Genomic DNA, 26,836 nt, shown 5'->3' on the forward strand with positions numbered 1-26,836 from the left:
CAACACTGAGCTGGCGGCATCGCCGTCGTTATTTGTCAACGCTCGGCGCCAAGACCTGTACCTGACAAGGAGCATCATGACTGCACGTACCTGGGTGAAGAACCCGCTGGCCATTTTCACCGCCAATAACGACGACGCCGCGGGCGGGCTGGTGGTCGAAGGCGGCGAAATCGTCGAACTCGTGGCCGCCGGCCAGACACCGCGCGAACCCTGGACAACCGTGTTCGACGCCAGGGAGCACGTGGTGCTGCCGGGCCTGATCAACACCCACCACCACTTCTACCAAACGCTCACCCGGGCCTGGGCACCGGTGGTCAACGTGCCGCTGTTCCCGTGGCTGATCAACCTGTATCCGGTCTGGGCGCGACTGACTCCCCGCTACCTGGAGCTCGCCACCAAGGCGGCGCTGGCCGAACTGCTGCTCTCCGGCTGCACCACGGCGGCGGACCACCACTACCTCTTTCCGGCGGGCATGGAGGACTCCATCGATGTCCAGGTGCAGGTGGTGCGCGAACTGGGGATGCGCGCCATGCTCACCCGCGGTTCCATGACCCTCGGGGAGGACGACGGCGGCCTGCCGCCCCAGAGCACAGTCCAGGCTCCCGAGGTGATCCTCGCCGACAGCGAGCGGCTGATCGGGCGCTACCACGAGCGCGGGCCCGGTGCGCAGATCCAGATCGCGCTGGCACCTTGTTCACCGTTCTCCGTCACTCCGGAGATCATGAAAGACAGTGCCGCCCTCGCCGCACAGCATGACGTCCGGCTGCACACGCATCTGGCGGAAACCATCGACGAAGAGGACTTTTGCCTCGAACGGTTCGGCCTGCGGCCGCTGGACTACCTGGAAAGCGTGGACTGGCTGGCACCCCGAACGTGGCTGGGCCACGGCATCCACTTCAGCGATGCGGAAGTGGCGCAGCTCGGCGCCGCCGGGGTCGGCGTGGCGCACTGCCCCAGCTCCAACATGCGGCTGGCCTCCGGCATCTGCCGTGCCATCGAACTGGAGGACGCCGGCGTGAACGTCGGGCTGGGCGTGGACGGATCGGCGTCGAACGATGGCTCCAACATGATTCTCGAGGCGAAGCAGGCCCTGTATCTGCAGCGGCTGCGCTACGGCGCCGAGCTCGCGACACCGGAGCGCGCACTCGGCTGGGCCACCAAAGGCTCGGCGCAGGCGCTGGGCCGGACGGATATCGGCGAGCTCGCCGTGGGGAAGCAGGCCGATCTGGCGTTCTTTAAACTGGATGAGCTGCGCTTTTCGGGCAGCCATGACCCGCTGTCCGCGCTGCTGCTGTGCGGCGCAGACCGGGCCGATCGGGTTATGGTCGGCGGCCAATGGCGCGTGGTGGACGGGCAGATCGAGGGGCTGGATCTCCAGGAACTGATCGCGGAGCATTCCGCAGCCGCCCGACAGCTGGTCGCCGGCTGAAGCTCGCGCCGCTGGAAATTTCCAAGTTCGTACGGCAAGAATGGCACTTATGGAATCTTCCCGTATGCCTTCACGCCGTTCGCTCCTGACCGTTAGCGCCGCCGCAGGAACGGCGGGCGTCCTTGCCGGCTGCTCGCCCTTCCAGAATCTCGTTGGAGATACCAGCGGCGAACCGGCGGCCGTCAGCGTAGAAGGCACGCCCGTGCGGGTGGGCAAGCTCAGCGAGGTCCAGGTCGGCGGGTCCGCCAACCTGGAGGTTGAAGGAAAGCCGATCCTGATTCACCGCCCGGACGAGGAGACCGTCCTTGCCTACAGCGCCGAGTGCACCCACCAGGGCTGCAAGGTGGCCGCGACGGAAAGCGAGATCGCGTGCCCATGCCACAACTCGACGTTCGCCCTGACGGACGGGGCAGTGACGGGAGGGCCCGCTCCCGCACCGCTGCCTCGTTTTGCTGCAGCGATCGACGGCGAGTGGATCACCGTCGTCGTCTAGAGAGAACCCTTGGTCGCAAGCTGAAGCGGGGGGGTGCCCCCGTCGCTTAGCCGATAAGCGAGACGCCGAGGCTGGCTAAGACGCCGAATGCGACGCCCCAGAGGATGATCGAGACGATTTGCCACAAAATAACGGCATTCTTCGACGCTCCGAACGAGACCATCGCGGCCGAGGTGATCTGGCTTGGCAGAATGGTCTGGCCCAGCAGGCTCACGCCTGCGACGCCGTACTTGTCGAATTGTGCGCGAAGCTTCTGTCGGCGGGCAGAGAGCTCCTTGCGTGCCTTACCGCTGACTACCCTCGAGCGCACGCTGTGGGCGCTGAGCACGAAGAGCAGCATGGAGATCACGTTGCCGACGATAGCGGCTGCGATCGCGACCACCGGGTTAATGCCGGCGAGTACGCCGATTACCGACCCGAAGTAGGACTCAATAAACGGAATCGCAGCCGCGAATATCACGCCCACCCACTGAAGCACGGTGGGAAGCGAGGCCGTGAAGTCTTGCAGTGCGTCGATCATGAATGATTCCTCTTATGGTGGTGCGAACGGGGGAGGGACGCATCTACGTCGCCCTCGTCGCGGGCGCTCAGGGCCGATTACGAGCCTAGCGAAGACCGTCCGTAGCCGGATGCTTCCAGAGGGTGATCTTCCGGCACACATGCGGAGATTGAAAGATCAGGGAGGACGCCCGGGCACACTTCACTGGTGCCGGTAGTGCGGCAGATCGATTCATCGATCCGAGCTTTTCTTAGAATGCAGCAGCAGAAGCCTCGAGGTCCTTGACCGATAAATGTCAGGCTTCAGCTTTGGATGGAGTGGCAACACGACAGGATGCGTCGGGCCGGCCGCAGGGATTGCGGCCGGCCCACCATACAGACACTCTTTAGGGAGTCAGTGCTTTGAGACTGCTACATCGTCGCGACGGGTCAGGTCCACATCCTTGGTTTCGGGCATGAGGAATGCTGTCAGGAGAGTTATTCCGGAAACGACCATGAGGTAGACCAGGAACAGGTTATGTTGTCCGCTCTGAGCCAGGAACGTATTGATATATGGTGCGGTACCGCCAAAAATAGCCGTCGCTAGGGACAGCGGGCCGGCGACACCTGCTGCACGGACATTAGTGGGAAACACCTCAGCCCAGATCGCACCGTTGACGCCGAAGAGGCAGGCAAGTACGGCCAGCGCGATGATCATGGCTGCCAGCAGCCGGCTGAAGCTTCCGTCGATGAGGCCGTCCAACGGAAACGTCAGGAGGATGAACCCGACGCCGAACAGCACAACGAATAGGCGCCTGCCGAACCGGTCCGACAGCCATCCGACGAAGGGAATGGCGATGAGGAAGATGACCTGGGCGATCAGGCTTGCCGTCAACGCGCTCGTGGGGTCCTGGCCGCGGTTGAGCTGGGCGAAGGTCGGTGTGAAGATCAGCCAGGTGTAAAACATGATCGATCCGCCTGCGGACAGGCCGAAGACAACGGCCACTCCTCTCCAGTTCCGGACCAGGGCACGGAGCGTCGGCTCCGTCCGCTTCTTGCCGCCGGCCGTCTTTTCGGAACGCGGTGTGCTCAGGCTGGTATCTGTGTCTGTGCCGGTTGCGGCGACGAACACGTCGGACTCCGAGATTTTGCGCCGCAGGTACAGGGCGTAGAGGCCCAGGATGCCGCCGATGCCGAAGGCTACGCGCCATCCCCATGCTGCGATCTGGGATTCATCGAGGACGGAGTTGATGATGAGTCCGGTGAAGGTGGCAAGGATCGTGCCCAGGACAACACTGACCCAGGACGAACTGCCGTACAGGGCGCGCCGGTTCTTCGGGGCGCGTTCGACCAGGTACGTGACCGATGTGCCCATCTCTCCGCCGTGCGCCAGGCCCTGGATCAGTCGTGCTGCCAGCAGGATCAAAGAGGCGGCGATGCCGACGGTGTCAAAGGTGGGCGCGACGGCGATGACGAGGCTGCCCGCGGCGGTGATCATCATGGCCAGGGTCAGGCTTTTCTTCCGGCCGACCCGGTCCGCGTAGGCGCCGAAGAGGAACCCGCCCAGGGGCCGGGTGATGAAGCCGACGGCGAAGACCGCGAGAGTGGCCAGGAGCGCGGAGACCCGATCCTGCGACTGGAAGAACTGGGTGGAGAAGTACGAGGCAAAGATCGTGTAGATCGTCCAGTCGTACCATTCCAAGGTGTTGCCGAAGTTGACGGCGACCAGGTCGCGGAACCGCTTTGCCACGTCTGTGGCGGGAGGATTCACCGCCGGGATTTCTGAACGGGAGCTGTTCATTGTGGGGCCTTTCTGGGAGCTTCTTGTTGGGCTCGGCCGGTCCTGCCGCTATGCCCGGCCTTCAAGCCCGGACTGGGCGTACTCATCGGAACCGGGGACCCGCATCTCGAACGTGTCGGTGACTACGGTGTAATCGAAGTAGCCCATGCGGGCGATCGGCCGGATGGAAGGGATGTCGAGTTTGCCTTCCGGGGTGATCACGGAGTCCTGGATATGGATTTTCTCGACCTGCGCGAAGACGATGTCGATTGTTCCGACATCGGAGTTCCCGGTCAGGCGGTGGGTGCTCATGTACCGGCACTCGAATTTGACCGGGCTTTCGGCCACCATCGGGATCTTGTAGTTGTCGGCGTATTCGCGTGTGACGCCCATCAGGTCGAATTCGTTCTCCTCGGGCGGCAGCGCCATCGCGCTGATGTTGACGGCTTCGCGGAGGTCGTATGTGGCCATGTTCCAGACGAACCACCCGGTCTGCTCGGCGTTGAGCACGGTGTCCTTGCGCCGGCCGTCCGGGTACTGGTTGGCCGAGAACATGACCATCGGCGGATCGAACGTGAGGTTCTGCCACTGGCTGTAGGGGGCGATGTTTTCCACACCGTCCTTGCTGACGCTGGAGAGCCAGCCAATGGGCCGGGGAACCGTGCAGCTCTTGAATGGCGAGTAGGGCAAGGGGTTCGGGTCTGTTTGTGGCGAGTATTTCATTGCGGGTCGCTCCTTGTGTGAACTGGATCACGTATCGCTATATTCAACCAATATATCGGTGGAATATCAATAGGTCGTCGCTTTCGTCTTATGATCAAGCAGTAGACAGGAAGGTGCGCGGAGAACAATGGGTAAGTCAGAAGAGGTTTATGCGTCTTTGGTGCGCATGATCGAGAAGGGCGAACTCGAAGCGGGCGGCCTCGTTTCCGAGTCCGGGCTGATGGAACGGACAGGATTTGGAAGAACCCCTGTCCGGGAAGCGGTACAGCGGCTCGCACGGGACCACATGGTCCGTATCCATCCGAGCAAAGGAATTGAGATTCCGGCCATTTCGGTGGAGGACCAGTTGAAGCGCTTGGAGGTCCGGCGAGTAATGGAAGTTCTGGCTGTCACGCTGGCCTGTGAACGGAGCACCAGCAAGGAAGCGGAGGTGATGTCCGCACTGGCTGCTACCTTGGACGGACACCATGCTCTGGACGAATACTCGGAAACGGTGCGCCGGACGCACGAACTGATTACTGCCAGTGCCCGCAACGACTATCTGGCCGAAGCCATGGCTCCCCTGCAGGGGTTGTCCCGTCGGTTCTGGCTCACCCACGTCCTCGATGAGCAGCATGAAATTGCTGTGGGCAGCGTCCATCATCGGCACATACTTGAGGCAATCTCTGCGCGGGACATATCAAAGGCGAGAGAGTCCTCGATTGCCCTTAATGACTACCTTGTTGAGTTCGCCTTGTCCGTGATCAACAGCCGTGCACCTCGCCAAGCCGCGCGCACTATCTAAAGCCACTTCCTGAGGAAGTCCTCGAGGGCAGAACTGCTGCGGCAGAGGCCTCGATGAGGCCTCTGCCGCAGCAGGTGTTTGCTGTTTGGGTGGCTCGGATCAGGGCGAACACGAACGGAGCCGGCAGGGGGTGGCGACCCGCAGTTTATGTTCGGCTGGTCTTCAACGATCTGGTGGCGGCGGGCTGCCGTTTCATCCACCCGATGAGTACGGCCAATCCTGCAAGCAGCAGTACGAGCATGATCGTGCCGAGGTTCAGGCCCAACCCATGGATAAAGACATACGCCAGGGCGCCGGCCGCCAAACAGTAGTACGTAGTGATGATGATTGTCTTGCGTAGTAGATCTCCCTCCCGACCGAGGAGGCCCACTGTGGCGGAGGCGGCGACGATATTGTGAATAGCGATCGGATTGCCGCCGGCACCTCCGACGGCTTGGGCTGCCACCACAGTCTCCGGGGGTACACCGATGGTGCTGCCGCTGGAGAACTGGAACTGCGAGAAGGTCAGATTGGAAATGGTGTTGGAGCCGGCGATGAAGGCTCCCAGCGCACCGATCCAAGGTGCTATTACCGGCCATGAGTTGCCGGTCAGTGCCGCTGCACCTTCTGCAAGGGTTACCGGCATGCTGGGCAGGCCCGAGTCGTTGAGGCCGGGGCCGGACTGGATCAGAATGCGTACCAGCGGCACGGCGAACAACAGGGCTACCGCTGTTCCTGCCAACTGTCCGCCGGATACCTTCCAGGTTTCGATGATCTGTCGTCCCTTGAATCGATGCAGCGCATAACCGGCGATCGAGGCAAGGATCAAGATGAACCCCGGCAGGTAAAAAGGCTGCACGGAAGTCGAAATCTCCGTTCCCAGGATGTTCTCGAATGGAATGGCCATGTTGGTCAGGAAGTTCTTCAATGGTTCAATAGTCCGGCTGCATACCAGCAGGGCGGCCATCAGAACATAGGGAGACCATGCGCGGACTACGCTCATCCGAGCGGAAGTATCTGTCGCCTCGGCCGGCTCAATGGTGCCCATCCACCGCTCAGACCAGCCGGATCGCGGACCGAAGTCGAATGTTTCCTTCGGCATGAGAAATCCGCGGCTGGAGGTAAACATGACCAGCGTCAGTCCGATTACTCCACCGATAAGTGACGGAAACTCGGGGCCGAGGAAGCGGGCCACCAGCACGTAGGGGACGGTCATGGCCAGCGACGCGTACAGGGCAAACGGCCAGATCGCCAGACCATCGCGGAACCGTCGTTCCGGACCGAAGAAGCCGGTGAGCATGCACACGAGGAACAAGGGTATGAGCAGGCCAATGATGGCGTGGAGTAGGGCAACTTCGAATCCGATGGAAGCGACGAAATCAGGAAAGGTGACGCCGAGTACAGCCATACGGCTCTCGACGGCGGGATCGCCTCCGAGTCCTCCGCCGACGCCGATGATGATCGGCGTTCCGACGGCGCCAAAACTTACCGGCGTACTCTGGATGATCAGGCCCACCATCACAGCGGCCATAGCGGGAAAGCCAAGAGCGAGGAGCAGGGGTGCGACGACGGCGGCAGGGGTCCCGAAGCCGGAGGCGCCTTCAATGAAACTGCCGAAGAGCCAGCCGATAATGATCGCCTGAACACGCCTGTCCGCGGAGATGTTGTTGAAGCCGGCGCGGATGGTGGCCATCGCCCCACCCACGGTCAGCGTGGCGAGCAGCAGCAATGCGCCGAACACGACGTACAGCAGGGTTGCCGCTATGATCAGGCCTTCCAGCGAGGCTGCCAGGATTCCGGTGAAGTCCATTTTCCACGCCAGCATTGCCACCAGCACAGCGGCGACATAACCCACCGGCATGGCGAACTTGGCGGGCCATCGAAATCCAGCCAGCAGGACGCCCACTACAAGGATGGGTGCCAGTGCCAGGAGACTGAGAACTGCGAGATTATCCACAATTCGATCCTTTCTGGCCGATTCTCGCGGTGCGGGTCTGAAGGAAGCGGGGTTGCCGCCCGGCTGGAGTATGGCTGATCATGAGGATCCTCTTCTGGGGGATGTGTGGTTCGACCACAAGCGTGATGCATGACACAATACGGTATTGGTCGGACCACATCAAGTAGTGTTGGAATGTGAGAGCACATGAGATGGTCCTCGGCTGGGTGGAACAGGAAATCGCGGAGGGGCGGATCCGAATTGGGCAGCGCCTGCCGGCGGAGCGGACCATTGCGGACCAGCTGAAGGTGTCCCGCACGTCCGTTCGGGAGGCCATCCGGGTGCTGGAGGCCATGGGGATGGTCCGCTCCGGAGTCGGGTCAGGGCCCGAGGCCGGAACGCTGCTCATCGCGGATCCATCGGCCCCGTTCACTGCGGCGATGCGGCTGCACTTCGCAACCTCGCATTTGCCTGCGGGCGATATTGCCCAAACCCGGATGCTGCTGGAATCCTGGGCTGTCGAACACGCCGACTCGTCGTCGCCGTTCCTGAGATCGGCCGCTCTGCTGCTGGACGCTATGGACGAACCTGGCCTCGAAACCGAACGCTTTCTTCAGCTCGATGCGGAATTTCACGTCGCGCTGTCGCAGGCGGCGGGTAATGTGCTGATTAGCACCATGATGGGCGCACTGCGCGATTCCATCGAGCACTACACCCTGGACATGATCGGCAATCTGCCAGACTGGTCCGCGATGGCTATGCGGCTCCGTGCCGAGCACCGTCAAATCTACGACGCTGTCCTGGCGGGCGACCCCGTGCAGGCGTCCGCACTGGTTGCCGCACACATCGAGGGCTACTACCGGGAGGCGGGGTTCCCCTCCCATGAGAAGAATGCTGCGGAGTTGGCCCGTCCTCGGTCGTAATCAAACGGGCACCCAAGGCTTGCAGCCATGTGATCGCTGGCTGCCTCCGTCGCCCAGGGTCGGACAAAAGTGCGCGCAGGGCCGGCCCTGCTGCGTGGAAGCGAAGCACGGCATGACGGTCGCTCCGGTGGCCTTCCTGGCGGTGGGATCGCGGTATTTTCGTGCGCCCATGGGGGCCCCGGCCTGTGCGAGCGGGAGTTGCCCAACAATGGTGGACGGCTTATGCCTAACAACCGGCGACGGCGCAGCGGGTGGGCGCAGAGAGTTGAGGTGGGGCCGATCACATGGTTTACTGTGGTTAGACCACACGATTGCCGGGGTGTCCCCGACGAGAGGCTGCTATGAAAATTGCGTTATTCGCCACCTGCATCGTCGATGCGATGTACCCGGCCACGGCCAAGGCCACCGTTGCGATCCTGGAACGGCTGGGCCACGAGGTTGTTTTCCCCGGCGGGCAGGCCTGCTGCGGGCAGATGCACGTCAACAGCGGGTACTTCAAGGAAGCGGTCCCCGTGATCGCCAATCACGTGGCCGCATTTGAATCCGACGATTACGACGTCGCCGTCGCTCCGTCAGGTTCCTGTGTCGCCTCGGTCAAGCACCAGCATCCGATGATTGCCCGCTCCTGCGGAGACCGGGCGCTGGAAGAGCGTGCGGCCGCGGTCGGGGCGAAGACCTATGAACTGTCTGAACTGCTTGTGGACGTCCTCGGGGTCACCGACGCCGGCTCTCAGCTCGGCTCCTGGTTCCCGCACCGGGTCACCTACCACCCCAGCTGCCATGGCATGCGCCTACTTCGTCTGGGGGACCGGCAGCAGCGGCTGCTCGACACCGTGCGTGGTATCGATCTGACCCCGTTGCCGGAGCCTGACCAGTGCTGCGGCTTCGGTGGCACCTTCTCGATGAAGAATGCCGACGTCTCCTCGGCGATGCTTGAGGACAAGGCGGCGAACATTACCGCCACCGGCGCATCACTGTGCTCAGGCGGGGACGCTTCCTGCCTGATGCACATCGGCGGAGGCCTGTCCCGGCAGGGCAGCAGCATCCGAACCCTGCATTTTGCCGAGATCCTCGCCAGCACCGAACAGCACCCGGCACAGATTGCCGGCGAGGTGCAGCTGCTAAGCGGAAAGGCCGCACAATGAGCCAAACCTTCCTCGGCATGCCCTCCCTGCCCGTCTTCGGCACGGGCAACCTGCATGCCTCCGAGTCCTTCCCGAAGGCGGCGCACCGCGAGCTCGGCAACGCCCAGCTACGTGCCAACCTTGGCCATGCCACACACACCATCCGCGACAAGCGGCTCCAGGTGGTCTCCGAACTGCCGGACTGGGAGCAGCTGCGCGACGCAGGATCCGCCATCAAGGAATCCGTGATGGCACGGCTGCCCGAACTCCTCGAACAGTTCGAGAAAAACTTCACTGCTCGCGGTGGTGTCATCCACTGGGCCCGCGATGCAGACGAGGCAAATGAAATCGTCGCCGGGCTGATCCGGGAGACCGGCGAAACCGAAGCCGTCAAGGTCAAGTCCATGGCGACGCAGGAAATCGGACTCAACGAGTACCTTGAAGAACAGGGAATAACGGCCCTCGAAACCGACCTCGCCGAGCTCATCGTCCAACTGGACCACGACAAGCCGAGCCACATCCTTGTCCCGGCGATCCACAAGAACCGCAGCCAGGTCCGCGACATCTTCCTGCGTGAAATGCCCGGGGCCGACCCCGCCCTGACCGATGACCCGGCCAAGCTGGCCGCGGCGGCCCGCACACATCTGCGGCGCAAATTCCTCACCGCCAAGGTCGCCGTCTCAGGCGCCAACTTCGCGCTGGCCGACTCCGGCACCCTCGCCGTCGTCGAATCCGAAGGCAACGGGCGTATGTGTCTGACCTTGCCCGAAACCTTGATCACCGTCATGGGTATCGAAAAACTCCTACCCACCTGGCAGGACCTGGAGGTGTTCATGCAGCTGTTGCCGCGCTCTTCCACCGGGGAACGGATGAACCCCTATACCTCGCTCTGGACCGGCGTCACCGAAGGCGACGGGCCGCAGAACATGCACCTGGTGCTGCTGGACAACGGCCGCAGCGCAGCCCTGGCCGACGAAATGGGACGGTCGGCGCTGCACTGCATCCGCTGCAGCGCCTGCATGAACGTCTGCCCCGTCTACGAGCGAACCGGTGGACATGCATACGGCTCCACCTATCCCGGGCCGATCGGTGCGATCCTCTCACCGCTGATGACCGGCATCCAGGCCGAAGAGAACAGCTCACTGCCCTACGCGTCGTCGTTGTGCGGGGCCTGCTATGACGCGTGCCCAGTGAAGATCAACATCCCGGACATCCTGGTGCACCTGCGCGGCGTGGACGTGGACAGCAAGCGCGGGAAGAAGAAAATACCCACTCAAATGGACGCGGGCATGAAGGCCGCCTCCTGGGCGCTGTCCTCGGGTAAACGGCTGGGCCTGCTCGAAAAGGGTCTGCCTCTGGGACGCCTGGCCGCCGGCCCCGATAAGAAAATCACCAAGCTGCCTGGCATCGCTGCCGGCTGGACCCAAAGCCGGGACATCCCGGCGCCCCCGCCGCAGTCTTTCCGCACCTGGTGGGCGAACGAACACCGGGGACCGGACCCCGAGGGCGGCCCCATGCCATCACACAATAAGGGAGACCAGCAGTGAGTGCACGTGACGAAATCCTCGGCCGGGTCCGGGCCGCCCTGAAAGACAGCCCGCAGGTGCCGCAGGTTCCCCGCGGATACCGTGCAACTTCCGCGCTGGACGAAGAGGCACTGATCGAACTGCTGGTGGACCGCCTGGTCGACTACAAGGCACAGGTGACCGTGGTGGACACGGCCGAGGTGCCGACACGGATTGCAGCACTCCTTGCCGGCGCGCAGAGCTACGTGGTGCCCGCCGGGCTCGACACAGGCTGGCTCGCCGGAGTTGAATACGAGCCCGCCGACGGCCGGCGCCACCTGGATTCTGCCGACACGCCGCTGACCGTTGCGGAACTCGACGGAATTGACGCCGTCGTGACCGGCAGCGCGGTCGCCGTCGCCGAAACCGGGACCATCATCCTGGACGGCAGCCCCAGCCAGGGCCGCCGCGCCATCAGCCTCGTCCCTGACCATCACATCTGTGTTGTGAAAGCCACCGACATCGCCGGAATCCTGCCGGAGGCGCTGCGTCGGATCGACGGCACCCGGCCGCTGACCATGATCAGTGGCCCGAGCGCGACCAGCGACATCGAACTCGAACGCGTCGAGGGAGTACACGGCCCTCGGAAGCTCGACGTCATCATCGCACGTTAGACCCGGGCGGCCACCGGAACGCCTGCGCTCATCCCGTCTCCCACTCCTCACCGCCGCTGAACGAAAGGAACGCTCATGACCGCCTACCGCCATAACGCCTGGCAGAACCTCGTCGGCGCCCCCGTGCAGGTCCGGAATAACGGCAGGACCGTCCGCGAAGGGCTCGTCGACGACGTCATGCCTGATTCGTCGGCACTCAGGATCGCCGCCGACGGGTTCTCGAGCCGGATACTTATCGAAGCTTCAGGAGAATACGAGGTGTGGGTGGAACCCAGGCAGCTGGAGGGCAAGCATGCTTACCGCCTGACATCGTCCGCTCTGCACCCCGGGGATGGACGCCCGTGGAGCCAGGACGATAACCGACCGCCGCACCGATACCGGACCGGGACCGTTCCGGTGGAGAATGCGTCATGACCAATGACAATCTTCGGCCTGTGTACTTCCTCTCTGACAGCACCGGCATCACCGCGGAAACGCTTGGCAATACCTTGCTGACGCAGTTCCCTGCGAACAATTTTGACCGCATCACAATCCCCTTCATCACCACGGACGAACAGGCGCGGTCCGCTGTCAGGATCATCGACCGCCACGCTGCCACGGGCCTGCAGCCGATCGTCTTTTCCACCGCAGTCAGTAACGATATCCGGCAGATCCTGGCGACGTGCAAGGGAATCATCGTGGACCTCATCGGGGCCCATGTCGGACAACTGGAGCACGCCCTCGGCACCCGCGTCAGCGGGGAACCCGGCCGGGCGCACGGCCTCGGAAACGCCGCGCGCTACCAATCGCGCATGGCCGCAGTCGAATACGCCATGGAACACGACGACGGCCAGAGCCTGCGCGCCCTCGAAAAGGCCCAAGTTATCTTGGTGTCCCCGTCCCGCTGCGGCAAAACGCCTACCACCATGTATCTGGCACTCCAACACGGCATCTTCGCCGCGAACTTCCCGCTGGTGGACGAAGACTTTGAACGGGAAGGCTTCCCCAAACCGCTGCTGCCTTTCGTGTCGAAGTGTTTCGGCCTGACCACCAATCCCCTGCGCCTCAGCCAGGTCCGCACCGAACGGCGCCGCGGCTCCCCCTACGCGTCGCTGCGCCAATGCGGCTTCGAGCTGCGCAGCGCGGAGCGGCTGTACGAGTCGCATGGGATTCCATACCTTAATTCGGCCAGCGTCTCGATCGAAGAAATGGCAGCCACCATCCTGCAAAAGATGAACCTCAAACACTAGAAAAAAAGCTTCACAAAAGCTATGTGATGTACATCATGTGGAAAGCGCTTCGAAGACCTGTCACCTTGGACAGAACTTGTCCACCCGCCGGCCACAGCCGTGGGCGGGCCGCGCCCCTGCCCGCCACCCTCGCAAAGGAATAGCAATTATGACGACAGACATCCTCTGGTTCTCGGAACTCGGACTCAAGGACCTGGACCGGGTGGGCGGCAAGAACGCCTCCCTCGGGGAGATGGTGCAGAACCTGACCTCGGCCGGTGTCCAGGTGCCCGACGGCTTCGCCACGACGGCGGACGCTTACCGCCGCTTCCTGGCCGATTCGGGCCTGGACCAGCAGATCACCGCCCGGCTGGCCGGCTTGGATACCGATGACGTCACGGCCCTGGCCGCCGCCGGCCAGGAGATCCGGCGCCTGATGCGCGAGACGCCGTTCCTGCCGGGCTTCGAAGAGCAGATCCGCAACTCCTACCAGCAGCTGGTCGAGAAGCAAGGAGGCTCCGAGGACCTGTCCTGGGCCGTGCGTTCCAGCGCGACCGCGGAAGATCTTCCCGATGCCTCGTTCGCCGGGCAGCAGGAGACCTTCCTGAACGTCCGCGGCATCGAGAACATCCTGCAGGCCATCAAGGATGTCTTCGCATCCCTCTACAACGACCGAGCCATCGCCTACCGCGTGCACCACAAGTTTGAGCACGCCGAGGTGGCACTGTCGGCGGGTATCCAGCGCATGGTGCGCTCCGACGTCGGGGCCTCCGGCGTCATGTTTACCATGGACACCGAATCGGGCTTCCACGATGCCGTCTTCGTCACCTCCTCCTACGGACTGGGCGAAGCCGTCGTCCAGGGCGCCGTGAACCCGGACGAGTTCTATGTCTACAAGCCCGCACTGCAGGTCGGCCGTCCAGCCATCCTCAAACGCGGACTGGGCGAGAAGGCCCTGCAGATGACCTACACCACCAGCCGTGAAGTCGGCCGCACCATCGACTTTGTTCCGGTGGAGGCGTCGCAGCGGAGCCGGTTCAGCCTCAGTGACGACGACGTCGAGCAGCTCGCCCGGCATGCCGTCGCCATCGAGAACCACTACGGCCGCCCCATGGACATCGAATGGGGCAAGGACGGGATCGACGGAGGCCTGTACATCCTGCAGGCCCGTCCGGAGACCGTGCAGTCCCGTCGGGCCCCCGGCAGCCAGAGCCGCTTCCGACTCAATGGGACCGGCCCGATTCTGGTCGAAGGCCGCGCCATCGGCCAGCGGATCGGTTCCGGCAGTGTCCGCATCCTCACCGCGATCGACCAGATGGCATCGTTCCAGAGCGGTGACGTCCTCGTTGCCGACATGACCGACCCGGACTGGGAGCCGATCATGAAGCGCGCCTCCGCCATCGTCACCAACCGTGGTGGACGCACCTGCCACGCGGCCATCATCGCCCGCGAACTGGGTATTCCCGCCGTCGTCGGAACAGGGACCGCTACAGAAGCTTTGTCCGACGGAATCGAAGTCACCGTGTCCTGCGCCGATGGCGAGACCGGCGTGATATACGACGGCCTGCTGGACTTTATTGTCGAAGAAACCGGGATCACCAAGCTGCCCGAAGCCCCGGTAAAGGTCATGATGAATGTCGGCACCCCGGAGCAGGCGTTCACCTTCGCGCAGTTGCCGAACCACGGTGTGGGCCTTGCCCGGTTGGAGTTCATCATCAACCGCCAGATCGGCATCCACCCCAAGGCCCTGCTGAACCTGGATGACCAGCCGGAGGACGTGGCCGCGGAAATACGGAAGCGGATCGCCGCGTACGACAGCCCGCGCGACTACTACATCAAACGCCTAGCCGAAGGCGTGTCCACCATCGCCGCGGCCTTCGCACCGGAGCCGGTGATTGTGCGAATGTCCGACTTCAAGTCCAACGAGTACGCCAACCTGCTTGGCGGACCAGCCTACGAGCCGCACGAAGAGAACCCCATGATCGGCTTCCGCGGCGCTTCACGCTACCTCGAACCGACCTTCCGGGATTGCTTCGACCTCGAGTGCGAGGCACTGTCCTTCGTCCGCAACGAGATGGGACTGGCCAACGTCAAGCTCATGATCCCGTTCGTGAGGACCCTCGACGAGGCCCGCGGCGTCACCGACCTGCTGGCGGAGAACGGCCTCACCCGCGGCGAAAACGGCCTCGAGATCATCATGATGTGCGAGCTACCCTCAAACGCGCTGCTCGCCAACGAATTCCTCGACTACTTCGACGGATTCTCCATCGGCTCCAATGACATGACCCAGCTGACCCTCGGGCTGGACCGGGATTCGGCCATCGTCGCAGGAAGCTTCGACGAGCGCGACGCCGCCGTGAAGAAGCTCCTAAGCATGGCCATCAAAGCGTGCAAGGAGCGCGGCAAATATGTTGGCATTTGCGGCCAAGGTCCCAGCGACCACCCGGACTTCGCCGAGTGGCTGGTCAGGCAAGGTATCGATTCTGTCTCACTGAACCCCGACACCGTAGTGGACACCTGGCTCCGGCTTGCCGACGCCGCCGACGCCGAGATCAGTGCCGCCGCCGGCGAACTGACCGCGCCGCGCTGAGGGCAAAGGCAGAAAGGTCAGGGGTGTCGCGAGAGTCCGGGTCGTCTCGGCTAAATGAGACGAACAAGAATCAGATGTGCTGATCCACGATGATGGGGTTGCCGTCCGGATCCAGCACAATGAAGCTCGCCGGTCCGGTCGTCTCCTCATCGGCCTCCGAAACGAATTGCGTGCCCTGGGCTTTCAACTGCCGTTGGAGAACGCGCACATCGGTGTATGAGTCGAGTGCCTGCGCGTCCTGATTCCAGCCCGGGTTGAAGGTCAGTGCATTTTTCTCGAACATTCCCTGAAAGAGCCCGACGACGGCCTCGCCATTCTTCAGAATCAGCCAGTTCTGCGTGATGTCGCCCCCGTGTTTGCTGAACCCGAGCTTTTCGTAGAACGCAGCGGAGGCCTCGATGTCCTTGACCGTGAGGCTGATCGAGAAGGCGCCAAGTTGCATGTGTTGCTCCGATCTGGGGAATGAGGAATTCTTCCGATGATAGTCACGGCCAGCGCAGGTGCAGTGTCAACACGACTGGGAGGCGCGGCACTGCATGATCGTGATTCAGCCGGCCCGATCCGGGCCCTGTTTCCGGGCATAGGCCCGGGCTGCCCGCACGCGGTCGCCGCATCGGGTGGAGCACCAGTACCGGCGTGCGTGGGTGCGCAAGAGGAATCGATTGCAGGGCGTTGCTTCGCAGCGGGCGATCAGCCCCGCTTGATCTCCAGTCAGCAATGAGGCGGCATCCTCGGCGATTTGGGCCATCGCGTGTTCGACGAGTTGCGTCACTGGGTGCTGTGGAGCCCGGTGCAGTCCCACCTGCGGTTCATACCGTAGCAGCGGTGCGCTCGGCACTTTCGTGAGGGCTTGATTGACCCCCTCCAGAGCCCGCAGTTCAGGCACGCTGCTGTCTGCGCGGGCTGCCAAGATTGAACGCAAGTTACCCCGCAAGGTGGCGAGCTGGTTCTGGCAGTACGCCAGTAAAGCGGTTTCCTCTGGAACGAGATGGTGGCTGACGAGCCATTGGGTGGCGTTCTCCGGGCTGTCTAGTTCATCCACAATGTGCCCGCCAGGAAGTATGACTGTGCTGTTGGCCAAGGCAAGACTCGTGTGGCCGGCTCCGGGGGCGGGTGGAAGCGGGATCTTCGACATGAGTCTCATGCTATCAGCTGTTATTTTCCGTGACGCTTCTGTCGTTTTTCGGTGCTGGACGATGCCCACGCCGGTGTTGTGCAAACCGTATCTGGGCCAGCGGCACGCCAATCGCGTCGCCGCCTTAGCCCAGATGCGGGATGCCCTGACGTGCCGTTTCGTGCGTTCCCACCAGACTTCAGTGTGTGAAGCTCTTCTCAGGCCTTGCTGGTCACTGCTCCGATATCGGAACCGCGCTGCAGGAGGGCTGGGAACGAGGGTGCCTAGCCTTCGCAGTCGGTGCAGTAAGCGTGGCCGCCCTGCTGCCGGGCGACCTGGGAGCGGTGCCTGACCAGGAAGCATGAGTAGCACGTGAATTCGTCGTCGGCCTGCGGGATGACCTGAACGTTGAGCTCTTCGGCGATGAACTCGCCGCCGGGAACACCGGCTCCGTCGAGGCCATCGGCCTCGTCCAGTTCCATGGTGACACTGCGGGCGCCCGGTGCATTTGCGGACTGCAGTGCCTCTAAGGACTTCTCTTGGGACTCTTTGACGTCGGCACGGACCTCGTCGTAATCGGTTGCCACTTAGCTAGTTCTCTTTTCTCGACCGGGATGAATGCGGTACAACGTACAGCACCCCGCGAGTATTCCATAGTCGATGGCCAGTCAAAGCATGGGCTATCCGCAGCACGGTGAAGCGCGGAAGCCGACTGTTTGGCTCCAGTGCCGCTTCCATCGTTGCGGCTGCTGTCGTTCAGCGCTGGAACGCCTGAAAAACGGGGAGTGGACGTGAAACGCAAAACGTTACATGCCGAATGTTGACCATGTCACACTGGTGCAATAGCGTTCGGGTGTTGCACTGATATATCACCGCGCCGCAGGAAGTAGATATGCCACAAACATCCCCCACCCAAGCCCACTTGGCCACCGTCGAGAAGACAAGCGTTTTTCGCGTCCTCACGTACGCCGGCGCCATCGTCGCGTTCCTCATCGGCTCCGGATTCGCTACCGGACAGGAGATCCTCCAGTACTTCACGTCATACGGTTACTGGGGCGTCTTCGGCACCGGAACGCTAGTCCTCGTCCTCATGACCTATGTGGCCGTCGAGTTCTTCTCCGTTGGCCAGGCGAAGAAGTTCGAGCGGCCCTCGTTGATCTTCCACTACTACTGCGGCAAGCACGTTGGAACGTTCTTTGACTTCTTCTCGATCCTCTTCGTTTTCCTGAGCTTCACGGTGATGGTCGCCGGCGCCGGCGCCGTCTTCGAAGAGCACTACGGCCTGTCCAAGTACATCGGAGGCATCGGGCTGGCCCTAGCGGTTGGCATCAGCGTGTGGTTCGGCCTGAAGAGCCTGGTCGACGTCATCGGCAAGATCGGCCCCCTGATTGTCGTCATCGCGATCGCGCTCGGCATCGTGGGAATCGTCCAGAATCCGGGCGGGATCGCTGAGGGCAATGCACTGTTGCCCGAACTGGAGCTGACCCAAGCCTCGACGAACTGGTTTATGTCCGGCTTGTCCTATGTCGGCTTCTGCATGCTGTGGCTGGCTGCCTTCCTCACCGCGCTCGGCAAGACGGCGCGCAGCCGCAGGGAAGCCGCCGCGGGCGGCCTGGTCGGGGCGGTCGCCTTCTCGGTTGCCTGCATCATCGTCGGGCTGGGGTTGCTCGCGAACATCACCCGGGTCGGCGGCACCGAGATTCCGATGCTCGTTCTGGCCAGCGATGTTGGCCCGCTGCTCGCCTCCGGGATTTCGGCCATGATTCTTGCCGGCATCTATACGACGGCGGTCCCGTTGTTGTGGACGGTCTCGTCGCGCTTCTTCGCCGACAAGACGCTCCGCTTCAAGTACCTGACTATCGCTCTCGCAGCAGTCGGGACAGTGATCGGCCTGATCCTGCCGTTCTCCCAGATGGTCAATATCGTGTACGTGATCAACGGCTACGTCGGGATCCTGCTGCTGGTCCTGATGCTGGTCAAGACCGGTACGAGGTTGATCAGTCGCCGGTCGATCTAACCGTCGCTACCGTGAGAGTTATGGCTGGGTGATGGTCTGCCCGATCGAGGCGTGGGCAGGTTCAGCCTTCGCAGTCAGCACAGTAGGCATGGGTGCCCTGCTGCCGGGCGATTTGGGAGCGGTGGCGGACGAGGAAACATGAGTAGCAGGTGAATTCGTCGTCGGCCTGCGGGATTACCTGAACGTTGAGTTCCTCAGTGATGAACTCGCCGCCGGGAACACCGGCACCGTCCAGGCCGTCGGCCTCATCGAGTTCCATGGTGACGCTCCGGGCGCCAGGTGCATTTGCGGACTGCACTGCCCCCAGTGACTTCTCCTGGGACTCCTTGACGTCAGGGCGGACCTCGTCGTAATCGGTTGCCACTTAACTGGTTCTCTTTTCTTTCAGAGTTGGATGACGGCCGTACAACGTACAGCACCCCGCTTCTATTCCACAGTCAAAGGCCGTGATTTTTAGGCGGGCCGACCACGCCGAACTCACCTAGGTATCCGACGCCGGTTTCGGCGCGCACCGACGTGGTGGGCGCAATCGGCCAGCGACGGGACTTGCATGCGGGAGGGGCACACAAACGGCAGAGCTTATCGTGACGGTTTGAGTACCAATGCAGAGCCGCCCCCGCGCCTTACTGGCTCAGCGGCGGCGACCATGCTTCCGTCGGGCATGAACTCGATTGCGGTGGCCGCGCCGATCTCTGCCGCGGAGGTAAACGCGTCCCCGGCCGGCGTGAGCTTATGGCCGTAGGGTTTCAGTTGGTTTCCATAGGCGTCGACGAACTCCGGTTCGGCGGTGACGCTGGCGGTGTTTCGTTGCGACGCCCGAGGTGCCGCGATCGCTTCCGGTATGTCCATGCCCAAATCCACGCGGTTCATGATCGTCTGCAGGACGGTCGTGATAATGGTGGAGCCGCCCGGTGATCCGAGTGCGAGGAAAGGCTCACTATCCTCGAGGATGATGGTCGGCGACATTGAGGAGCGGGGCCGTTTCCCGGGCTCGATGCGGTTTGGGTCGGCGGGGTCATACACGGTGGAGAAGTCAGTCAGTTCGTTGTTGAGCAGGAACCCGCGGCCGGGCACCACGATGCCGGATCCGCCGGTCTGCTCGATCGTGAGCGTGTATTCGACCACGTTTCCCCACCTGTCTGCGACCGTCAGGTTGGTTGTCGAGATGTTCTCGGTGTCCTTCTCGTCAGCCAGGGCTGCGGCGGCAGCCGGGCACACGCCGTCGTACTCGGATACGTCCCCGGGTGCGACGGGTTTCTCGGCCGCCTGCAGCGGATCAATCCGGCAGGCGCGTTCCTTGCCGAACAGAGGGTCCGTGAGGGCGGCGGTAGGGACGTCGACAAAGGCCGGGTCGCCGAGGTACTTGCCGCGGTCGGCGAAGGCAAGGGCGCTTGCCTCGAGGTAGTGGTGCAGGGCGCCTGGCGCGGTCATCTCGGAAAGGTTGACCGTGTCCAGGATGTTCAGCGCTTCCCCGACTGTGGTGCCTCCGCTGCTCGACGGAGCCATGCCGTAGACGTCCAGGCCGCGGTATTCCACGTGCGCTGGATCCTGGTCCAGGGCCTCGTATGCGGCCAGGTCCGCCGTCGTCATGTGACCAACCGGGACGGGCAGAGTAGTTTCCTCGGTCTTTGGCGGATCCTGAACCGTGGCCGCAATTTCCTCCGCAAGCGCGCCATCGTAAAAGGCGTCCGTGCCATGTTTGGCGAGGAGCCGGTATGTTTTGGCCAGGTCGTGGTTCGTGAAGGTACTGCCGACGGCGGGTGCGTCGCCGTCGGGGAGGAAGAGGCTGCTCGTCGAGGTGAACGCCTCGAAGCGGATCTTGTTGTCAAGGGTCTGCTGGCGGAATGTTTCATCGACCTCGAAGCCGCGGCTGGCGACCTTGATGGCTGGCTTGAGCGCTTCACGGAGGCTCAGCGTTCCCCAGCGGTCGAGGGCACGCTCCCAGGTCGCCGGCGTGCCGGGTACGCCCACGGAAACGCCGCTGGTGACGAGCTCCGGCGTGAAGGGGTAGGGCTCGCCGGTCTCCGGGTCGATGAAGGCGTCGTGCGGCATCGCCTCGGGTGCAGTCTCGCGGCCGTCGATTGAGCTGACCTCGTCGGTCTCCGCGTCGTAGAACATGAAGTAACCGCCACCGCCGATCCCGGCGCTGTACGGTTCAGTCACGCCGAGGGTCGCCGCTGCGGCTACGGCGGCGTCCACGGCGTTGCCGCCCTTGCGAAGGACTCTAAGTGCTGCCGCGGATGCCTCCGGGTCGACGGTGCTTACTGCACCGCCGTAACCCCTCGCAGTTGCGGTTTTGATGGGCTCGGTCGGGTGGGCGAAGGCGGGGCTGGCAACGGTGCCACTGGTTAAGCTCATAACCAGGGCGGCTGTAAAGGCAGCGAACCGACGTCTCAGATGTGCCATGGTTACTCCGAAAATCAAGGTGATAGGAGTTGTCGATGACGTCACGCTACTCCCTGCGGTCCGGCCACTCAATACCCCAGTGCCTCTCGAGGGGGAGACCGCGCACTTATGCGCCGTTATCGGCGATGGTCGGAATTAGGGTTTTGTTCTCGGTTTCGGGCCAGCCTGGCCAATCGACGAGCTTCGCGGAGCGGCTGCGGGGCACGCAGGTGTGAGGTACAGCTGAGGAGGACGGCGGCCGCTACCTCAGCAGTGGTGCACCAGCCAGCGTGGGCGACGAGGGGCCGCACCCCTGTGACGGTGCGTACCCATTGCGCGACCTCGATGTCGTCGAGCAACAAGGTTGACGTGTCGCCGCGGCGGGGGCCGGGATATGTTCCTTGTGCCATGAGTGGCCTGTCAGTGATGCCGATGCTCGGAATACCCAGTACAGCGCCCAGATGCAGCGCAAGACCTGCTTGCCGTGGATGGTCGCGGCCAGCCGCGGCTACGATGAGCACGTCCGGGCATGCGCGGAGAGCCGTAATCGCAGCGCACAGCAGCTGCCCTTCTCGCAGGGCCAGCAGGCCGGGGATATAAGGGGTTGCAGCGACATTCTTTACGACGTGTGAGTCGAGGACCTCTGAGCCGCGCATCAGGACCGCGCCAGTCCAAGTGAGTTCCGAGTCCTGGTCAGGCGTTTCAGCGCTGCGTCCGGAGACAACGACCGCGGCCGCTATGTCCAGTGGCAATGTTTCTGGGCGCCACGCCGGTCGCTGCATAGTTGCCAACCGCGCCTGCTTAATCACGATTCCGATGCGGCTCACCGGCCATGCAGCGTCGTGCCTATGGCCTTCCATCACATCGCCCTTCCTATTGGTAGCCGGGTAAAGCCGCTGCCTTGAACATTTACTTTATGAGCTACTGCCACATATCCAATGCACTGTGGCTCGAACGGCAACGAACTCCTCACCATCGACGTGCCCGCGCCGAACCTCACCTCCGTTGCCTTCGGAGGGGCCGGCCACGGGGGAATCAACGTCAAGATGCGCGCTTGGATTGATTCGTGGAACTGTTTGGTCTTACCCAGACGGAACCTCTTGCTTTTGGTCCTTGTTTGGATGTGATGAGGGTCAGCAGTTCGGCGGTGAGGGCCTGGACCTGGCGTTGAATGGCAGCCGGATTCAGGGAACTCGTTTTCCTTGGCCATCCGGGTCTTGAATTTCCTGGCGACGGACCCGGTGTCGGCCAGGACGCGCTGGTACGGAGTGGCCGGCTTGTCGTATTTCTTGGTGGTCTTCGCGCCGTTGCGTTCCGTGGAGACGAGTTTCTGCTGCGGCGCGAAATGGTTGGTCAGCAGCTAGCTGCTGCAGCTTGCGCATACCGGCATGGAGCACCCTCGCACTGCCAGTACGGCCGGACGGTGCCTTGTACGTGGTGGACTTCGGAGAAATATCGATCGCCGCGGAAAAGGAGGTACCCGCGTCTGGGAAGGCGCCGGCACCCTATGGAGGATCTCGCGCACCGAGGGCCCTTCCAGGGACAAACCGCCCGCAGCAAAGAACGTTCCGTCCTATGCGATCAAGGCCGTCCTCGCCACGGCGGCCGCCCGCTGTCGGGGCCAACCGAAAGAGCTGACGGTGCACAGGAACTGCACCACGGGTTCCCGACCCTTCAGGGACGCGAACCGGCGGGAGGCGATCTGCAGTTCGCGGGCAAAATCCCTGCGGAATTCCTGGGCGCCGGAATTACCCGGGCGGCCCTCCAGCCGGATGGTCAGCCAGTCATGATTCTCGGCAATGCCCCGTAACGGTTCAGGAGCACAGTCTTGCCGACGCCCCTCAAGCCGGTAAGCACCATCGACCGCGCCGCACGCGAAAGTTCAGTGCGGGCCACGACCAGGTCGAACGCCTCGATCTCGCGCTCCCGACCCCTAGGAACGGCGGCTGCAGGCCCGAGCCCGGGCTGAAGGGATTCAAAGCTGGTTCCATAATCAGCGTTTATGCCAAGCTATGCGGACTTATTCACTTTTTCACATACCAAGCCATAACTTCCCATAGGTACACCGAACACAAGGAATCATCGATCACGCTCGCGCGGAGTGGCGGCTTCCAGACCCTGTTTCCTTAGCCTTACCCACACGCTCTAGCCGGAGGACGTCTTGGGTCTTCCGCTGCCAGCAGACCTAGGGAAAGACATAGGCGGACTCCTATTGCACTCCGGCCGTCAGCCGGCACACATTGTCGAAGAATTTTTGGTAGAGAGGCCGCTGGCGCCATGCGTCCAGATCCAGATGGTGGCTGTCGGCGCGGTACTGCTCCTCGACTGTGTTCATGCGCTGGATGAACGGCTGGCTGAAGACCAGGAGGTTGATCTCTTGGTTCAGCGCGAATGAGCGGATGTCCATGTTGGACGAGGTCACCACCGCGGTTTCGTCATCGACCAGGAGGAACTTCGAATGAAGCACATAGGGTTGATCGTATAAATGGATGTCCACACCGCTGGCGAGGAGCATTTCATAGTACGAACGCTGGGCGTGGTGGGTCAGAATATGATCGGACGTAGCCCCCGCGTGGACGCGCACTTCCACGCCGCGCTGGACGGCCGAGGTGATTGCAATGAGCATCGACTCGTCGGGGACGAAATACGGTGTGCATATGACGATGCGCCGCCTGGCGTTGTGCATCAGGTGGTTGAACAGCCGCAGGTTATTCTCATTGTCCAGTCCCGGGCCGCTGGGCAGCAGCTGACAGGACAGGCTCCCGGTTTCTGCTCCCACAGTGGATTCGGCAGCTCCCGCGTTGGGCCGGGCAGGTGCTTCATTTGCCAACAGAATGTCCGTCTCGGAATACCAGTCGGCAATAAATACTGCGTTGAGCTGCTGCACGACGGGACCTTCAAGCCTGAGCACCAGGTCGCGCCATTGCAGGCCACGGCGGCGGTTACCTTTCTTGTTGTAACTGGCATCGATGATGTTCTGGGAACCGGTGAAGGCGATTTCGCCGTCCACAACGAGTATCTTCCGGTGATTGCGCAGATCCGGCCGCTGATACTGCAGACGCCAGGGACGCACCGGAAGCATCCGCCGCCATTCGATTCCCGCGGCGTCCAACCGTCTGATCGCCTGTTTGTAGCCTGGAAACCCGGCACTGCCCAGATGATCGAACAGCACCCGCACCTCCACCCCTCTGGCTCTGGCCTCTTCAAGGGCCCCAAAAACCGGCTCGGTCGTCTTGTCGAGGGCGACTATGTAGAACTCAAAGTGCACAAAAGACCGGGCGGAGCTGATCGCCTCGACAACCGAGGCGAACGACCGGGTGTAGTCCGTAAGCACGTCCGCCTTGTTGCTTGCTTACCCCCAAAGTGCTGGAGCTCGGCATGGCATACGTCAGCTCCCTGGGATTGTGGGACATGGCGCGTCCCCACCTTGAGCGATTGGTGGAAAAGACCGGAGAATCATCCTCGATGGCACAGCTGGATGGTTCGGACATTGTGTACGTGGCCCGCGTAGCCGTACCGAAACTCATTGCGCTGCGGGTCGATGTCGGAACCAGGTTTCCTGCCATGATCACCTCACAAGGAAAAGTCCTGTTGGCCGCCCTTCCGCCCGAGGAAGCGCTAAAAGTGATTGCCGAACCATCACGCTCCGGGCTGCCCGAGAAAGAGCGGATGCCCGACGGACAGATCCTTCAGATCCTCGCCCAAGTCAGAGAACAGGGCTGGGCACTGGCCGACGAGGAGCTGGCACCGGGTGTCCGCTCGATTTCCGTCGGTGTGGCCGACGGTGAAGGTGTCGTGCGAGCCTCCATGAATGTAACCGTGCATGCCCACGAAACCAGCGTCGAAAAGCTGGTCGGCGAGTACCTGCCCCTGCTCAGAACTGCTGCCCGGGAGACCAGCGCGGATTGGGCAATGTACCAGTCCCGCCCGGTAAAGCTCATCCAATGATGAAATGAAACCGGCCGCGGCAAGACCCAGTATCTCAGGCGCCCATAACCGTTTTACCGGTGGATAGCCAGAGGCCGTGAGGCTGGGTCACTAGCTGGAAGCCGCGCGTCTCGTGCCTGTCCGCCGCAAAGCGGGGTGGAACGACCAAGGCCTACGTGTGGGTTCCCCTCAGGAATGCGATCCTTGCGGTGGCTGCGGGTGCAACCGGAAATTCTGCAATTCGGCTTAAGGCCTGCGTGCCTCTGCTAGCCAATCTTGGATTCCGGCACGGCTTCGACGGTGAGACCCAGCGGGCGGTGCATCCCAGGCAGTGCCGGCAAGTCGACAAACAATACTGGTGAGCCGTCATATGCGCCGTTATCGGTGTCAGTGACACGAATGTGCTGTTTTCGTAGGGCGTCATCCGGTTGGTTTCCTGCTCGCGGCGGTTACTGCAGCAGGGGTAGTTCGAGTGTAAAAAGGGTGTTATTGTGGAGTTATGAGTATTTCGGCGATCATCACGGCGGGGCATTCAGAGACGGCGCGCCTCGACATCCACGAGATCGTCCGCCGCCTGAACACCCATCTAGGTCCACTGCTCGTGGCGACTCTGGCCGGGGCGAAAGACCGAAAACTGCCGCATAAGTGGGCCAAACCCGACGGCCCCGTTCCGGGCCCTGCATTCCAGAAGCGTTTGTTGCTGGCACACCGGGCCTGGATCTCCATTGCCGATGCCGAGACGGACCATGTCGCCCGAGCCTGGTTCATCGGCGGAAACCCCTTCCTGGATGAGGACACTCCGCTGACTGCGATCCGGGAGGACCGGCACAAAGAGGTCATCCAAGCCGTAAAGGCGTTCCTCGAAGACCGCCAGGACGTATGAGCGGCAGGCAGTGTGCCCGCACCGGGCTGTGGGTCATCGAAGACTTCCGCTACGGCTACCGCATCGCCACCACGTCCTGGGGGCCGATGAACCCGCTGCCCCGGCTGGCGGGGGATGATCCGGCATCGTGGAACCGCTACGACACCCCCGGCTCCACTATCTACTTGGCCGATACCGAGGAGATCGCCTTCGCGGAAATGCTCTCATCCTTCGCGCTTAAACTCGGCGAGGTCCACCCGCTGCAAAAGGACGCGGATTTCCTCGGGCTCAGCCTCGAGGAGTACATGGCCGAATTGGCAGGGGAGTGGGACGGGCAGCAGAACATGCAGCCTGGGTTTCTGCCCCGCCATTGGCGCGACCGCCGGCTGCTCTACCGGCTTGGCTTGCAGGCGCCGGGCTGGTGGGTAGATGTTGAACACCCGGACAGCATCGCCGCGATCAGCGGTGGCATCGGGAAACAACTTAGCGACGGCGCCGGACTTGAACGACTGACTCTGGGCGTCCTGCACGGAGAAAACCGGACCGCCACCACCTTGATCGCCACGTGGCTGCGCTCACTCACTCTCGACGACGAAACCGAGCCGGTCGGCATCCGCTTCCGCAGCAAACACGGCGGCGGCTACTCCTGGGCCTACTGGCTGCGCCGGGCCGACACCGGACTCACCGGCGATCCCATGACCGCCGACGACGGCACAACCATCGAAAGCAACCGGCCCTCCCTGCTGGCTGTGACCTCCCGATTCAATATCAAAATCTGGTAAGGCAACATCCCAACCGGGATCTTTCAAGGTACTGGCACCTCTGCGTATCAGGTTCGGGCGTATTCATCGGCTGGCGCCTGTGCAGGTTCGACTCATCCGCTGGTGCTAGTGACCATCTGGGAGA

At 62.6% G+C, this 26,836-nt stretch carries 24 protein-coding genes and 1 pseudogene; 14 read left to right on the top strand and 11 right to left on the bottom strand.

Features of this window, described 5'->3' with window-relative positions; all coding sequences use genetic code 11:
• Positions 1-76: 76 nt before the first annotated feature.
• Together B0G38_RS02380 and B0G38_RS02385 are read left to right on the top strand one after the other, a co-directional pair.
• Complete coding sequence (locus tag B0G38_RS02380) at positions 77-1,429, top strand: 8-oxoguanine deaminase (RefSeq protein WP_264667943.1); 1,353 nt, start codon at positions 77-79, stop codon at positions 1,427-1,429.
• A 49-nt stretch (positions 1,430-1,478) separates the two neighbouring features.
• Positions 1,479-1,922, top strand: a complete 444-nt coding sequence (locus tag B0G38_RS02385) for a QcrA and Rieske domain-containing protein (RefSeq protein WP_264667944.1) — start codon at positions 1,479-1,481, stop codon at positions 1,920-1,922.
• A gap of 46 nt (positions 1,923-1,968) precedes the next feature.
• Here B0G38_RS02385 and B0G38_RS02390 read toward each other — a convergent pair whose 3' ends face one another.
• The 3 genes from B0G38_RS02390 to B0G38_RS02400 form a co-directional block, all read right to left on the bottom strand.
• Positions 1,969-2,442 (bottom strand): hypothetical protein, encoded by a 474-nt coding sequence (locus tag B0G38_RS02390; protein WP_264667945.1) that lies wholly within the window; start codon positions 2,440-2,442, stop codon positions 1,969-1,971.
• 372 nt (positions 2,443-2,814) lie between these two features.
• Positions 2,815-4,200 carry an MFS transporter gene (locus tag B0G38_RS02395; protein WP_264667946.1) on the bottom strand — a complete coding sequence of 462 codons (1,386 nt, stop codon included), beginning with the start codon at positions 4,198-4,200 and terminating at the stop codon, positions 2,815-2,817.
• A 48-nt stretch (positions 4,201-4,248) separates the two neighbouring features.
• Positions 4,249-4,902, bottom strand: coding sequence for a flavin reductase family protein (locus tag B0G38_RS02400; protein WP_264667947.1), 654 nt, complete (start codon positions 4,900-4,902; stop codon positions 4,249-4,251).
• A gap of 127 nt (positions 4,903-5,029) precedes the next feature.
• Here B0G38_RS02400 and B0G38_RS02405 point away from each other — a divergent pair, with 127 nt between their 5' ends.
• Complete coding sequence (locus tag B0G38_RS02405) at positions 5,030-5,686, top strand: GntR family transcriptional regulator (protein WP_264667948.1); 657 nt, start codon at positions 5,030-5,032, stop codon at positions 5,684-5,686.
• 145 nt (positions 5,687-5,831) lie between these two features.
• On the opposite strand, the gene B0G38_RS02410 is transcribed toward B0G38_RS02405, so the two are convergent.
• Positions 5,832-7,622, bottom strand: a complete 1,791-nt coding sequence (locus tag B0G38_RS02410; protein WP_264667949.1) for an L-lactate permease — start codon at positions 7,620-7,622, stop codon at positions 5,832-5,834.
• Between the two features lie 176 nt (positions 7,623-7,798).
• Here B0G38_RS02410 and B0G38_RS02415 point away from each other — a divergent pair, with 176 nt between their 5' ends.
• From B0G38_RS02415 to ppsA, 7 genes are all read left to right on the top strand, one after another.
• Positions 7,799-8,524: a FadR/GntR family transcriptional regulator gene (locus tag B0G38_RS02415; RefSeq protein ID WP_264667950.1), complete on the top strand. Its 726-nt coding sequence runs from the start codon at positions 7,799-7,801 to the stop codon at positions 8,522-8,524.
• Between the two features lie 341 nt (positions 8,525-8,865).
• A complete protein-coding gene (locus B0G38_RS02420) occupies positions 8,866-9,669 on the top strand; it encodes a (Fe-S)-binding protein (RefSeq protein ID WP_264667951.1) in 804 nt (267 codons plus the stop codon).
• Positions 9,666-11,195, top strand: a complete 1,530-nt coding sequence (locus B0G38_RS02425) for a LutB/LldF family L-lactate oxidation iron-sulfur protein (RefSeq protein ID WP_264667952.1) — start codon at positions 9,666-9,668, stop codon at positions 11,193-11,195. The genes B0G38_RS02420 and B0G38_RS02425 overlap by 4 nt, the downstream gene beginning before the upstream one ends.
• A complete protein-coding gene (locus B0G38_RS02430; protein WP_264667953.1) occupies positions 11,192-11,827 on the top strand; it encodes a LutC/YkgG family protein in 636 nt (211 codons plus the stop codon). Before B0G38_RS02425 ends, B0G38_RS02430 begins: the two co-directional genes overlap by 4 nt.
• Positions 11,828-11,902: 75 nt before the next feature.
• Positions 11,903-12,241 carry a hypothetical protein gene (locus tag B0G38_RS02435; protein ID WP_264667954.1) on the top strand — a complete coding sequence of 113 codons (339 nt, stop codon included), beginning with the start codon at positions 11,903-11,905 and terminating at the stop codon, positions 12,239-12,241.
• Entirely contained in the window at positions 12,238-13,056 is an 819-nt protein-coding gene (locus B0G38_RS02440) for a pyruvate, water dikinase regulatory protein (RefSeq protein ID WP_264667955.1), read from the top strand. Before B0G38_RS02435 ends, B0G38_RS02440 begins: the two co-directional genes overlap by 4 nt.
• Before the next feature lie 148 nt (positions 13,057-13,204).
• Positions 13,205-15,625, top strand: a complete 2,421-nt coding sequence (gene ppsA / locus B0G38_RS02445; RefSeq protein WP_264667956.1) for a phosphoenolpyruvate synthase — start codon at positions 13,205-13,207, stop codon at positions 15,623-15,625.
• Between the two features lie 70 nt (positions 15,626-15,695).
• Here ppsA and B0G38_RS02450 read toward each other — a convergent pair whose 3' ends face one another.
• From B0G38_RS02450 to B0G38_RS02460, 3 genes are all read right to left on the bottom strand, one after another.
• Positions 15,696-16,067, bottom strand: coding sequence for a VOC family protein (locus tag B0G38_RS02450; protein ID WP_264667957.1), 372 nt, complete (start codon positions 16,065-16,067; stop codon positions 15,696-15,698).
• Positions 16,068-16,172: 105 nt separating this feature from the next.
• Complete coding sequence (locus tag B0G38_RS23200; protein ID WP_319801217.1) at positions 16,173-17,102, bottom strand: CGNR zinc finger domain-containing protein; 930 nt, start codon at positions 17,100-17,102, stop codon at positions 16,173-16,175.
• Positions 17,024-17,326: a DUF4193 domain-containing protein gene (locus B0G38_RS02460; RefSeq protein ID WP_264667959.1), complete on the bottom strand. Its 303-nt coding sequence runs from the start codon at positions 17,324-17,326 to the stop codon at positions 17,024-17,026. Before B0G38_RS02460 ends, B0G38_RS23200 begins: the two co-directional genes overlap by 79 nt.
• A gap of 305 nt (positions 17,327-17,631) precedes the next feature.
• On the opposite strand from B0G38_RS02460, the gene B0G38_RS02465 reads away from it, so the two are divergent.
• A complete protein-coding gene (locus B0G38_RS02465) occupies positions 17,632-18,756 on the top strand; it encodes a YkvI family membrane protein (RefSeq protein ID WP_264667960.1) in 1,125 nt (374 codons plus the stop codon).
• Between the two features lie 61 nt (positions 18,757-18,817).
• On the opposite strand, the gene B0G38_RS02470 is transcribed toward B0G38_RS02465, so the two are convergent.
• The 4 genes and pseudogenes from B0G38_RS02470 to B0G38_RS02480 form a co-directional block, all read right to left on the bottom strand.
• Positions 18,818-19,120: a DUF4193 domain-containing protein gene (locus B0G38_RS02470; RefSeq protein WP_264667961.1), complete on the bottom strand. Its 303-nt coding sequence runs from the start codon at positions 19,118-19,120 to the stop codon at positions 18,818-18,820.
• A gap of 215 nt (positions 19,121-19,335) precedes the next feature.
• Positions 19,336-21,162 (bottom strand): gamma-glutamyltransferase, encoded by a 1,827-nt coding sequence (ggt, locus tag B0G38_RS02475; protein ID WP_264667962.1) that lies wholly within the window; start codon positions 21,160-21,162, stop codon positions 19,336-19,338.
• Positions 21,163-21,278: 116 nt separating this feature from the next.
• On the bottom strand, positions 21,279-22,001 hold the full coding sequence (locus tag B0G38_RS23285) for an endonuclease V (protein ID WP_413542016.1): 723 nt from the start codon (positions 21,999-22,001) through the stop codon (positions 21,279-21,281).
• A 1,349-nt stretch (positions 22,002-23,350) separates the two neighbouring features.
• A pseudogene (locus tag B0G38_RS02480) lies at positions 23,351-24,478 on the bottom strand (phospholipase D-like domain-containing protein); the annotation flags it as partial.
• Positions 24,479-24,519: 41 nt separating this feature from the next.
• Between B0G38_RS02480 and B0G38_RS02485 the strand changes: the two are divergent.
• The 3 genes from B0G38_RS02485 to B0G38_RS02495 all read left to right on the top strand — a co-directional run bounded on the left by B0G38_RS02485 (position 24,520) and on the right by B0G38_RS02495 (position 26,712).
• The gene (locus B0G38_RS02485; protein ID WP_264667964.1) at positions 24,520-25,089 is read left to right on the top strand and encodes an IclR family transcriptional regulator domain-containing protein; all 570 of its coding nucleotides are present in this window, start codon (positions 24,520-24,522) and stop codon (positions 25,087-25,089) included.
• A 478-nt stretch (positions 25,090-25,567) separates the two neighbouring features.
• Positions 25,568-25,951 (top strand): hypothetical protein, encoded by a 384-nt coding sequence (locus B0G38_RS02490; RefSeq protein WP_264667965.1) that lies wholly within the window; start codon positions 25,568-25,570, stop codon positions 25,949-25,951.
• Positions 25,948-26,712, top strand: a complete 765-nt coding sequence (locus tag B0G38_RS02495; protein WP_264667966.1) for a hypothetical protein — start codon at positions 25,948-25,950, stop codon at positions 26,710-26,712. Before B0G38_RS02490 ends, B0G38_RS02495 begins: the two co-directional genes overlap by 4 nt.
• The last annotated feature ends 124 nt before the right edge of the window (positions 26,713-26,836 follow it).

The sequence above is a fragment of the Crystallibacter permensis genome, assembly GCF_025960875.1.
Classification (GTDB): domain Bacteria; phylum Actinomycetota; class Actinomycetes; order Actinomycetales; family Micrococcaceae; genus Crystallibacter; species Crystallibacter permensis.

Coding starts and splice junctions, on each gene's coding strand:
- ggt (WP_264667962.1), bottom strand. CDS start 21,162: ATGGCACATCTGAGACGTCGGTTCGCTGCCTTTACAGCCGCCCTGGTT.
- B0G38_RS02380 (WP_264667943.1), top strand. CDS start 77: ATGACTGCACGTACCTGGGTGAAGAACCCGCTGGCCATTTTCACCGCC.
- B0G38_RS02495 (WP_264667966.1), top strand. CDS start 25,948: ATGAGCGGCAGGCAGTGTGCCCGCACCGGGCTGTGGGTCATCGAAGAC.
- B0G38_RS02390 (WP_264667945.1), bottom strand. CDS start 2,442: ATGATCGACGCACTGCAAGACTTCACGGCCTCGCTTCCCACCGTGCTT.
- ppsA (WP_264667956.1), top strand. CDS start 13,205: ATGACGACAGACATCCTCTGGTTCTCGGAACTCGGACTCAAGGACCTG.
- B0G38_RS02465 (WP_264667960.1), top strand. CDS start 17,632: ATGCCACAAACATCCCCCACCCAAGCCCACTTGGCCACCGTCGAGAAG.
- B0G38_RS23285 (WP_413542016.1), bottom strand. CDS start 22,001: ATGGAAGGCCATAGGCACGACGCTGCATGGCCGGTGAGCCGCATCGGA.
- B0G38_RS02400 (WP_264667947.1), bottom strand. CDS start 4,902: ATGAAATACTCGCCACAAACAGACCCGAACCCCTTGCCCTACTCGCCA.
- B0G38_RS02420 (WP_264667951.1), top strand. CDS start 8,866: ATGAAAATTGCGTTATTCGCCACCTGCATCGTCGATGCGATGTACCCG.
- B0G38_RS02490 (WP_264667965.1), top strand. CDS start 25,568: ATGAGTATTTCGGCGATCATCACGGCGGGGCATTCAGAGACGGCGCGC.
- B0G38_RS02440 (WP_264667955.1), top strand. CDS start 12,238: ATGACCAATGACAATCTTCGGCCTGTGTACTTCCTCTCTGACAGCACC.
- B0G38_RS02425 (WP_264667952.1), top strand. CDS start 9,666: ATGAGCCAAACCTTCCTCGGCATGCCCTCCCTGCCCGTCTTCGGCACG.
- B0G38_RS02385 (WP_264667944.1), top strand. CDS start 1,479: ATGGAATCTTCCCGTATGCCTTCACGCCGTTCGCTCCTGACCGTTAGC.
- B0G38_RS02485 (WP_264667964.1), top strand. CDS start 24,520: ATGGCATACGTCAGCTCCCTGGGATTGTGGGACATGGCGCGTCCCCAC.
- B0G38_RS23200 (WP_319801217.1), bottom strand. CDS start 17,102: ATGCTTCCTGGTCAGGCACCGCTCCCAGGTCGCCCGGCAGCAGGGCGG.
- B0G38_RS02450 (WP_264667957.1), bottom strand. CDS start 16,067: ATGCAACTTGGCGCCTTCTCGATCAGCCTCACGGTCAAGGACATCGAG.
- B0G38_RS02435 (WP_264667954.1), top strand. CDS start 11,903: ATGACCGCCTACCGCCATAACGCCTGGCAGAACCTCGTCGGCGCCCCC.
- B0G38_RS02395 (WP_264667946.1), bottom strand. CDS start 4,200: ATGAACAGCTCCCGTTCAGAAATCCCGGCGGTGAATCCTCCCGCCACA.
- B0G38_RS02405 (WP_264667948.1), top strand. CDS start 5,030: ATGGGTAAGTCAGAAGAGGTTTATGCGTCTTTGGTGCGCATGATCGAG.